Origin of the sequence: Bacillus sp. 105MF (genome assembly GCF_000374885.1) — a bacterium.
GTDB classification, from domain to species: domain Bacteria; phylum Bacillota; class Bacilli; order Bacillales; family Bacillaceae_G; genus Bacillus_A; species Bacillus_A pseudomycoides.
This window is the reverse complement of sequence record NZ_KB895635.1, coordinates 1-9171: the sequence shown is the minus strand read 5'-3', so window position 1 is coordinate 9171 and position 9171 is coordinate 1. Positions and strand designations below refer to the sequence as shown.

Sequence of the window (9171 nt, the reverse complement as noted above, 5' to 3'; positions counted from 1 at the left end):
TATGGGGATTTTTACGTCTTTCTTTTTATCAGAACGAATTTTACGAGGTTGTCGGTTTGTTATTGTAGTAGATTGTTTTCGAGGTTCGAACATAGGGTTAACATTACTCATGATGCTCTCCCCTTTCAAATTTAACCTCCTCCCTCTCTGCATTCTCAGGGTCATAGTTCCAACATGATATCGTTCCTGCTATTTTTGAGAAAAGAGAGGAAGGGGCTGTATTTTACTTAAATAACTATTTACCAGTTTCCAAATCCGTTAATTAAATCCATAGCATTATCAACGGCTTCTTCAGATGGTTTTTCATCTACTCCAACATCGTTCTGTATGCCGTGAGTGTTTATATTGATTAACAGCTTTTTAACCAATTGAAGCGGATCTTCTTCACCGGCAACTTCAGCAAGTATTTGGTACATTTCTAATCTTTTTTTAATCTGCTTATTTACATACCCTTTTTGCCCCTTACCTTGTTCCTCTAATCGAGTTACAAAGTTATAAAGAACCTTATCATTGTTAGGGTTAAGCTCAATTTGAAGCTTTTTCTTTTGTAAGTTTGTCAAAGACATCACATCCTAAATAGTAGTATCCTAATAGGTTAGCTTCTTGACCATTTTCTAGAACCGTAAATGTTGGGTATTGCTCTTTTTTCTTTTCGATACGCTTTTTGTGAAGTGCAGCCATTCCGCCAGTCCATACGATTTTATCGTATACAGCTAAGTTAAACTTTTGAGAAACTTCACGAAGTGCTGCTTCAAAATGTCGTTGCAATTCAGCGTCAACCTTCTCCGCTACGTCTTTATGAGTGTATAAATCGTATAGAGAGCCGTTGTACTTATAACCATTCTCAAGGATATAGTGCATGTTAGAAACGCTTAAATCAGGAGTTTCGCCGATGTTATCGCGAACGATTTGCTCAATAGTCATAAATGCTTTCTCACAACCTAATTCAGTTCCTAATCGATCGATAACAGCATTACCAGACATATCAGTAACATCGAATGTGCCAAATCCACCATCAATAATAAGAATACGATCTTCTTTTTTGATGATGTCCTTCTTAACTAAGTAATATTGCGTTCCTACTGGCTGTGGAATCACTAAGCACTGTTTTACTTTGATTGTGATTAATTCACCATTTACTTTAACAGCCGTTTCTTCCATAGCTACTTTTTGCAATGACTCACGTTGATTTCCAAAGTGAGATACTGGAAGACCAGTAACAAGTAACGGGATAGTAACACTTTTCTTAAAGTCTTTTGCAATGAATCCGAATAGTTGCTTCTTAAATGTTGGGTCCTCGTAACGTTTTGCTTTGTTCTCTCCTAAAGCGCGTACAAGTGGAAGTTTAGATTTTCTCGCTTCCTCCCCTATGTAGTATGAAAAGTCAGTGTTTGTTAATTCGATTTTTGTAAATTCAGCTTCATTGTAGTAATCATCTACAGGTGCTAATACCGATAATTCTGTAATAACGTCTGCTTCTAATGACTTATTTTTCTTTGAAGCACGTTTTGTGAAGCCATTTCCTAAGTCAATCGCATATGGATTTCCTAATAACATATTCATTCCCCTTTCAAAACCAATGGTTAATCATTGATATTTTCGATTCTAACAGATACTTATGTGTGTTTTCAATGAAAAATACCAAAAACAATAAATTATCATTGGTTATTCATTGATTGTTATTTTGCGAGGTCGTTAGTCTTCGCAAAGTCCTCGCCGAACACATGTAGCGAATCATTAGACAAGCTTATACAATCCTCCCTAAATATCGTTTACGGTTCGTTACGACTCAATAGGACTCCTTAAGATTCGTTAAAATCCCCTGAAAATCGCAAAAAGGACGCCATATATTTATTGGCGCCCTTAATATTTTCGTGTTATTATTGATTGAATCTTTTTTCTAAGTGGATTTAATTTGAGTATGAGCCTTGAACTCATGCTCTTTTTTTATGAGTGTATCAACGTAATAGCCTATTGTAGATTTAACTTGTTCATCTGTTTCAGTGTAAGGAATATCAACAACTTGTATCCCTTGTTTTCTTAGAATATTACGTTTGATTTCGTCTCGTTTTTTAGTTAACTTATAACCTTCTACACCGCCGAATATTTCAACTGGTTTATAGTGTTGCTCACCATTATATTCAATAACTAATATAGGCTTGTTATCTTTATATATAACAAAGTCGCATCTCAGTTTCGCGTTATTTTCTATTCTTAAATTTTTAAATGTAACCTCTGATTTGAATGTAATATCTAAAGACTCTAAGATGTTTCTTATCAACCTTTCACCTTTCGACTCTTTACATTCAGGGCAACCGCTACCATTATGAATAATATGAACTGGTTGCGCATACCATTCATGACCATGTCTACAACCGTGTTTTATTTTGGTAATAGCATTTACATATTTACCTTTAACTTCAACGTCGCCATTATGGACATCTTCTACTTCTCTCACATATTGTTCATGTGATTTAGACCTAAATTCTCTATAATTTACTTTTGTACATTCAGGACACCCTCTACCACTAAAAATATAAGTTGGCGTCATATCAAACTTTTGCATGCATACATTACATTTGTGCAATATTTTAGTTTTATTGTTTATATATTTACCTTCAACTTTAATATTACCACTATGTTTTTCTTCTAATTCTTTCAAATAATCTTCATGTGTTTTCCTTGTCGATCCGCCACACTTACGGCAACCATGACCTTTGATTATACTTCTTGGAACAGTTTCCCATTCGCAATTACAAGTTTTACAACCGTGTTTTATTTTAGTGTTAGAATCTATATATTCCCCTACAACCTCAATATTACCATTATGAACTTCTTCAACTTCTCTTATATAATCTTCATGAGTTTTCTTTTGGCTTTCGCTAACTCTTTTTTTTACACATTTCGGGCAACTTTGCCCCTTTAAAACGTTTGAAGAGAGCGAATCCCATTCGTGCCCTAGTTTACATTTATGAGTTATTTTAGTTCTTGCGTTTATATATTTACCAGCCACCTCTATATTTCCGTTGTGAACTTCTTCAATTTCTTTCACATACTCATCGTGCGTTTTCTTCTTTGACATAATTCACACTTCTTTCTTAAATTCTTTTCCGAGAACTTCACTTGATCCATTTGAATTCATTTTTCACTTGATATATACTAAGTATATACCGAATGAAAGTATATATCAAGTATATACCGAAAGGGAAGTGAACATAATGGAACGTATTTCAAAATTAATCAAGTTCCCTGCTGAGTTAGTAGCAGAAGTGGAAAAATACCAAAAGGAAAATCACATATCGAGTTTCGCTGGAGCTGTTTACGAACTTATTCGGAAAGGATTAAACGCTAAATAGAAGCAAAAAAAGCTAACTTAATCAAGTTAGCTTTTTTTCTTTATCCTGTGAGTATGTTGTAACTCTATGTAACTTGTATTACAATAAATATAAAATATCGACAAAAGAAAAGACATTCCCCAACCGACCAAAGTTTTGGAATGCCCTCTCTACCCAGAAGCAGCTTCTTGTAGCTACTTGTTTTTAAATTGTTACCATTAGTGTACATTTTTTAAAACAAAAATGCAAGAGGCTTAGTTTCCTATAATCTAATTTAGGAAACAGGCCTTTTTTTCTTTTGTCCTCGAGGAGGATTAGTAAAGTGATAGATAAGAACAACATGAATGAAGTGACTACAGGAGAACCTTTAGAAAAAGGCGGATACTTCGTCGCTTACAATTATGTAATGCGTAATGCCATGAAAGTATTTGAATTAAGTCCTGGAGAATTTTCTTGTTTGACTATGCTTTTTAGTTATGCTGGAGCAGATAAAAATAAATGCTTTCCAGGACAAGAGAAACTTGCTAATGATCTGAATACAACTAAAAGAACTGTAATTAGGTATTTAGAAGGATTAGAAAACAAAGGGGCAATTACTACATACAACAGATACAACAAAAAGAATATGAAAACAAAAAATATATACGACTTGTCACCTTGTTTAAATAAGATTCGTGAATTATTTACAAAAAAAGAAGACGAACAATTCGTCGTAGTTCGTAAAAAACAGCGAAACGAACGTAGTGACAAATCTGACACTACCGAAAACATAACTTCTCGAAAAAACGAACCCGAAAAAGTTGCGATAAATCCCAAAACGAACGTAGTGACAAAATTGTCACCACCAGAACGACGGACAGGACAAAATTGTCACCCTACAAATAACAATATACAAATAACAAATATAAATAATATAAAAGATATAGATGATGATAAGACGAACTCTGTTCATCTAACATACACCGAAGAAGAATTACATAACATTATCGAAGGTTTACGTGAAGTAACGAAAAACGAACTTGCAAAAAGATCCTTTGATTCTGTAGTTCGTAAAGTTATGGACAAGCACAATCAAGGGAAAATAAAAACAAGTTTTAGAGATTACCTTGTAACGTCTTTAAATGCCAAAATAGAAGAGTTAGAACTCCGTAGAGTAAAAGATAAGGCTAAAGAGGTAATACGTAATGCAAAGGAAACTGAGAAGCCTACGGCTTATACTGGTAAAGTTCCTATATACAATTGGTTAGAAGAGGATAAATGATTAATGACTTTTGAATTTTATTTTATCAATCAGATATAGTACGTGAAATTTCTGATTATAAAGTAACAGATTTTCTTATGGGTTTTTGCTATTGTAGTTATATACAATTATATAAATAGGGGGTATTTTTTTGTCTGAAGAACAAGAATATTGTAGTTGTGAAAATAGTAGTGGTGTTTATTCCGAATGGATAGATAATGGGACTTGGGATTATTGTGATGACTGTAAAAAGAAGATTGATGGTTCTTTTTGTTATGATAATGAACCTATGATTGATGAATTGATTTAACTAAACGTAGTCCCTGCACATCGTGTGGGGATTTTTTCATAAAAAAAGACACCATAAGGTGCCTTCCTCCAACTTGAACCATCTTAATTTTAATAATATGTATTGGACTACCATCCAAGTATTATTTTATCATGTTAAGTTATTTTATTTATTGAGAAATATGATTCAAATCTATATTTTCTTATTGATTAATTTCTTCTTTCATTCCGATTGTGTTTGCAAATTCTATACAATCGTCCACTTGATCCGGTAGTAAATAATGCACAACTTCAAACATCGCTCCAGTAAGAAAAGAACGACATATATTTATATCACTAGGGTCAATTTGGCTTCTTATAGATTTAAGCACAAGAGGTTTATCAATTAACTCCATTTTATTTGATGCATCTAGAGCTGTATAACCATGCGCTTCTTGAGAAAATGATCCGTACATTTTGTAAACAAGCGATTCGTTTTGCATCAGTTTGTTAGACAATACTCTAATGCTTGTTGGACCGTTGTACAAAGAATACCATTTAGGATTGTATTTTCTTCTGAATCTTTTTTCTAATTTCGTTTTTGTATCTTCCCATTCTCTTATAGTGTTTTTTAATATTGGGTTATTTAGTATTTCTGAAATCCCATTCAATTTATGTTCTAAATTCAAATCTGAAATATCTATTTTACTTTGCGAAAGCCATTCTTCTCCATCACTTTTTGAATCTATTAAAAAACCAACGTAATAACTATATGCCCTAGAAATTATTAATTCTTCTTCTTGCAATATGTATCTTAATGATAAATACGTTTCGAAAATAGCTCTTTTCATTACTGTTAATGGACCTTCTAAATCGTGATCCGCTAACACATAACTTGCATCTGCTTGTTCGAGTAATTTTCTATAAAGAGCAATAATTATTTTGTGTTCTAGTTCTAAATCAGTTCTTTTTTCTAAATCTTTCAGAAACACTTCACCAAATTGTATACTCTTACTCAATATTTCTAAAGCTGAATCCATTAAATACACCGCCTTGTTCTAGTTAATTAACAAAATAAAAGAACTCTTTCGAGTGCCGCTACTTACTTCACTACCTTATTTATAACCTCTTTATATTTATTAAACTCTTCGTCTTTCATATCACCGTTCATTTGCACAAGGAAATTCCCTTTAGCGTATGTATGTGAGAATAACATTTGATTTGAGTTACTTAAATCATCATAGTATTTCTTCGCTTTTTCCAAATCTTCTTTTTTACTAAACTCGAATACACGGCCGCCTTTATCGTCACCTAATTTTGGTGTAAGGATACGCTTGCCATCTTTACGCATATTTCCAAATTCTTTTTGTGGTAGATCCGTAGCATTTTCAGCTTCTAATCCAGCCTTCTTAAATTCGTTAATTAATGAAGTTGTAGTAACTGGCTCTTCTTTCTTTTTCGCCTCTTGTTTTGGTTTCGAATCATTAGAAGAAGTGCTTGCTTTATCGTTAGATCCACACGCCGTTAATCCCATAAGTAAAGCACTACATGTTAAGGCTGTTAATAGCTTTTTGCTCATTATTCTGTTTCCTCCAGTACCCAAATGTAAGATTTCTTACCCAAGCATAACAAATCAGGTTACGACTATCTTGTCGTATTTTGTCGAAGGAAATAAAAAAGAGAGCCGAAGCCCTCGATGGTAAGAATGGTCAAATTATGTCAAATTTTACCACTATTCATTGGAAAACTTTTCCCCTACAATGGAATCAAATCAGAACGTATCTTTGTTGTCTTTAATCATTTTGATGAACAATAAGACTTGCCTACAAAAACGTTCCCTCTGAGCTTCATTTAACACCCCATATGTCGATTGGAATTCAGAAAGGACTTCTTGTATATACTCGTCTTTAAATTCATTAGAAAAGCCACAAAGAACGTCTAACGATACATTGAAAAAGGAGGCGATATTAGCTAGTGTCTCGAGATCTGGTTGAAACCTGCCAGTTTCCCAATTTTTGATTTGGCTTTGACTCAAATTAAGCTGTTCAGCTAATTGCATTTGGGTCAAATCACGAGATTTTCTTAACTGTTTTAAAGTTTCGCTAAAAAGTATCATAGTAATTAGAGTATAGATATTAAAATATCATACTACTACAATAAGTTGTTTTACTAACCGTTATTATTATGATAGTCATAAAACAACTAAAATATAAATAAAAATAGAACAAAAGTTCGATTGTGTGGTAAAATATGCATATGGGTTCTTGAAATAAGAAAAATGTATAATTGCATATTTAATTCCGTAAAACACGAGAAACGTTGATATATAACGTTTCTCAAACTTTCTCAATAATTGTCTGATAATCGTAGGACTGAATATTGGGAAATTTGTGGTATTATGAAAATAACAAAAAAACGGACGCAAAAGAAAAGACCCACGGTGTAAGTAGTGTTGGACGCACTCTTACACTGCCCCCTAACCAACCTAGGGAACATTGTCGCGGATCTTGTACATACCTATTATAACACAACTTAGAGTGATAGTGACACGTTTTCCTTTATATGTAATAAACTGGGGTTTACGTGTCTTTTTTTGTCCAAAGGGGGACAAATGTTGTGCAAGAATTATTAACTAATATGAATGAAAATTTAAAATCAAACGGTTACACTAACAGAAAACTAGCTAAACGCTTTGATGTGACACATACTACGGTGAATGGTTATTTCAATACAAATGGTAAATTTGATTTCATGCATTTTGTAGATGCGCTGAGATTATACAAGCCGAATGATGTAGAATTTCGTAGAAAATGGATAAAAAAGATGATACCTCATTTATCTCATAAAAACTTAAAACTAGCTCTTGAAGTGTTAGATATGTTCGGAGAGTATGAGATTCAAGATGTGGTAATGCAACAGATAACAAGTCTTACAAACAAGAAAGACGAAAAAGAAAAGAAAAAAGGGAATTCGAAAACTGTACGGATAAACTTAAACTTGGTTCCGTTATACAAAACTTTGCGAGAAAGAAGCGAAAATACAATTACTCCTAAGATGTTCTTTGAGAAAGTTGATAAAATGAGAAAAAAGCAAAAGTATACAGATAATGAGTTGGTAATATTATCAGTCTTAAATACAATATACTCTTTTTTTGATTTAGGGAATTACAAGATGGTTAATGAATATATCCAGCAATTATTACCTGACATTCTAAAAATCAAATGCCATACCTTAAGGGATTCATTTTTATTAAGAATAAAAGAAATGAATGTTTTCGTGGAATTACACGAAAATAATTTAGATAAAGCTCGTAAATTATGTTTTGAAATAGTTAATGATGAAACGAATTGTTATGTTAGCACAAAAGCAGTTGCATACTGTAAAGCTGGGGAAAGCTATGTTTTTTCTGATTATCAAAGAGCGAAAGAATATATGGAGAAATCATTAGAAATTATCGGTAATCCGGTGAATAGGAAGTTAGAAATAAGAAGAGAAAAAGTTTTAAATACTCTTTTGTTTTTAAGAATACATCACGAGAAAGATTTACATACCATAGACCCTGAAGAACTTGATGAAGCTGAAAAAGCGTTTTTGTATGTAAAGTTAGGTGAAAATGAAAAGGCAATCAAAATTTTACAAACTTTACTAAATAAAAACGGGTATCTTAGTAGTTTTCAATTGTACTATATGGGCCTCGCGGTTGGAGGAGAAGAAGGGAAGAAGTATCTAGAAATGGCTATAGAAAGCTTTTCTAAATCAGGCGATTTTTTCTATATTTTCCTACCAAAAGAAGCCCTGAAATGTTATAATTGAGGCATATATAAAAGGTGGTGAAACACTTGAAAACAAAGCTTATCAAAGCGATTTTATCTATCGCTGCTGTAGCGTGTCTTTCTGTGACAGCTTTCCAATTTACAGATCGAGAAGCTAACAAAACACAAATATCGAAGTATATGGTTGATCCAGGCCCTGGTGGCGGTTAATAAATATATATAAAATGACAGTGTCGAATTTGACACTGTCATTTCTGCTTTATAGGGAGTGGAAACATTTTGACAGAAACGACAAAAACTTTCCACTTTGTGAATGGTATATAAATTATTAGGATACAGGGGGACTTATGATGACAAAAGAGCAATTATTAAAACAGGCGGCAATTGAATGGTTATTAAAAAGCGGTAACGATGATGTAGAGGAATTACTAAAAACAGCTACATTAAGTACATATAAAGAAGAATAGAGAAAAAAGAAAAAAGACTTACCGATATTGGTAGTCTTTTTGTTTATATACTATTATTTTTTTGCTTTTTGGTACTGAACAAACATTTC

11 protein-coding genes are annotated in these 9171 nt (G+C 32.8%); 5 read left to right on the top strand and 6 right to left on the bottom strand.

The features are described 5' to 3' along the window. Nucleotides 1-239: 239 nt before the first annotated feature. From C564_RS0130455 to C564_RS0130445, 3 genes are all read right to left on the bottom strand, one after another. On the bottom strand, nt 240-566 hold the full coding sequence (locus C564_RS0130455; RefSeq protein WP_026008765.1) for a hypothetical protein: 327 nt from the start codon (nt 564-566) through the stop codon (nt 240-242). Next, nucleotides 526-1557 carry a ParM/StbA family protein gene (locus C564_RS0130450; protein ID WP_018768078.1) on the bottom strand — a complete coding sequence of 344 codons (1032 nt, stop codon included), beginning with the start codon at nt 1555-1557 and terminating at the stop codon, nt 526-528. Before C564_RS0130450 ends, C564_RS0130455 begins: the two co-directional genes overlap by 41 nt. A 343-nt stretch (nt 1558-1900) precedes the next feature. Continuing rightward, nucleotides 1901-3082 (bottom strand): DUF2726 domain-containing protein, encoded by a 1182-nt coding sequence (locus C564_RS0130445; protein WP_018768077.1) that lies wholly within the window; start codon nt 3080-3082, stop codon nt 1901-1903. A 136-nt stretch (nt 3083-3218) separates the two neighbouring features. On the opposite strand from C564_RS0130445, the gene C564_RS37145 reads away from it, so the two are divergent. The 3 genes from C564_RS37145 to C564_RS37140 all read left to right on the top strand — a co-directional run bounded on the left by C564_RS37145 (nt 3219) and on the right by C564_RS37140 (nt 4885). After that, nucleotides 3219-3356, top strand: a complete 138-nt coding sequence (locus C564_RS37145; RefSeq protein ID WP_018768076.1) for a hypothetical protein — start codon at nt 3219-3221, stop codon at nt 3354-3356. Nucleotides 3357-3657: 301 nt separating this feature from the next. After that, nucleotides 3658-4596 carry a helix-turn-helix domain-containing protein gene (locus tag C564_RS33070; RefSeq protein ID WP_018768075.1) on the top strand — a complete coding sequence of 313 codons (939 nt, stop codon included), beginning with the start codon at nt 3658-3660 and terminating at the stop codon, nt 4594-4596. Between the two features lie 130 nt (nt 4597-4726). Then, nucleotides 4727-4885: a hypothetical protein gene (locus tag C564_RS37140; RefSeq protein ID WP_018768074.1), complete on the top strand. Its 159-nt coding sequence runs from the start codon at nt 4727-4729 to the stop codon at nt 4883-4885. Nucleotides 4886-5066: 181 nt separating this feature from the next. Here the strand turns inward: C564_RS37140 and C564_RS0130425 are convergent, their stop codons facing one another. The 3 genes from C564_RS0130425 to C564_RS0130415 all read right to left on the bottom strand — a co-directional run bounded on the left by C564_RS0130425 (nt 5067) and on the right by C564_RS0130415 (nt 6958). Continuing rightward, complete coding sequence (locus C564_RS0130425; protein WP_018768073.1) at nt 5067-5882, bottom strand: DUF5677 domain-containing protein; 816 nt, start codon at nt 5880-5882, stop codon at nt 5067-5069. Between the two features lie 62 nt (nt 5883-5944). Then, nucleotides 5945-6421, bottom strand: coding sequence for a hypothetical protein (locus tag C564_RS0130420; RefSeq protein ID WP_018768072.1), 477 nt, complete (start codon nt 6419-6421; stop codon nt 5945-5947). A 192-nt stretch (nt 6422-6613) separates the two neighbouring features. Further along, nucleotides 6614-6958, bottom strand: coding sequence for a helix-turn-helix domain-containing protein (locus tag C564_RS0130415; protein WP_018768071.1), 345 nt, complete (start codon nt 6956-6958; stop codon nt 6614-6616). A 521-nt stretch (nt 6959-7479) separates the two neighbouring features. Between C564_RS0130415 and C564_RS0130410 the strand changes: the two genes are divergently transcribed. Beyond that, on the top strand, nt 7480-8655 hold the full coding sequence (locus tag C564_RS0130410) for an AimR family lysis-lysogeny pheromone receptor (RefSeq protein ID WP_371388636.1): 1176 nt from the start codon (nt 7480-7482) through the stop codon (nt 8653-8655). A gap of 26 nt (nt 8656-8681) precedes the next feature. Then, on the top strand, nt 8682-8825 hold the full coding sequence (locus tag C564_RS37135) for a hypothetical protein (protein WP_018768069.1): 144 nt from the start codon (nt 8682-8684) through the stop codon (nt 8823-8825). Nucleotides 8826-9171 lie beyond the last annotated feature (346 nt).

Coding starts and splice junctions, on each gene's coding strand:
- C564_RS0130445 (WP_018768077.1), bottom strand. CDS start 3,082: ATGTCAAAGAAGAAAACGCACGATGAGTATGTGAAAGAAATTGAAGAA.
- C564_RS0130425 (WP_018768073.1), bottom strand. CDS start 5,882: ATGGATTCAGCTTTAGAAATATTGAGTAAGAGTATACAATTTGGTGAA.
- C564_RS0130450 (WP_018768078.1), bottom strand. CDS start 1,557: ATGTTATTAGGAAATCCATATGCGATTGACTTAGGAAATGGCTTCACA.
- C564_RS0130420 (WP_018768072.1), bottom strand. CDS start 6,421: ATGAGCAAAAAGCTATTAACAGCCTTAACATGTAGTGCTTTACTTATG.
- C564_RS0130410 (WP_371388636.1), top strand. CDS start 7,480: ATGAATGAAAATTTAAAATCAAACGGTTACACTAACAGAAAACTAGCT.
- C564_RS37145 (WP_018768076.1), top strand. CDS start 3,219: ATGGAACGTATTTCAAAATTAATCAAGTTCCCTGCTGAGTTAGTAGCA.
- C564_RS0130415 (WP_018768071.1), bottom strand. CDS start 6,958: ATGATACTTTTTAGCGAAACTTTAAAACAGTTAAGAAAATCTCGTGAT.
- C564_RS0130455 (WP_026008765.1), bottom strand. CDS start 566: ATGTCTTTGACAAACTTACAAAAGAAAAAGCTTCAAATTGAGCTTAAC.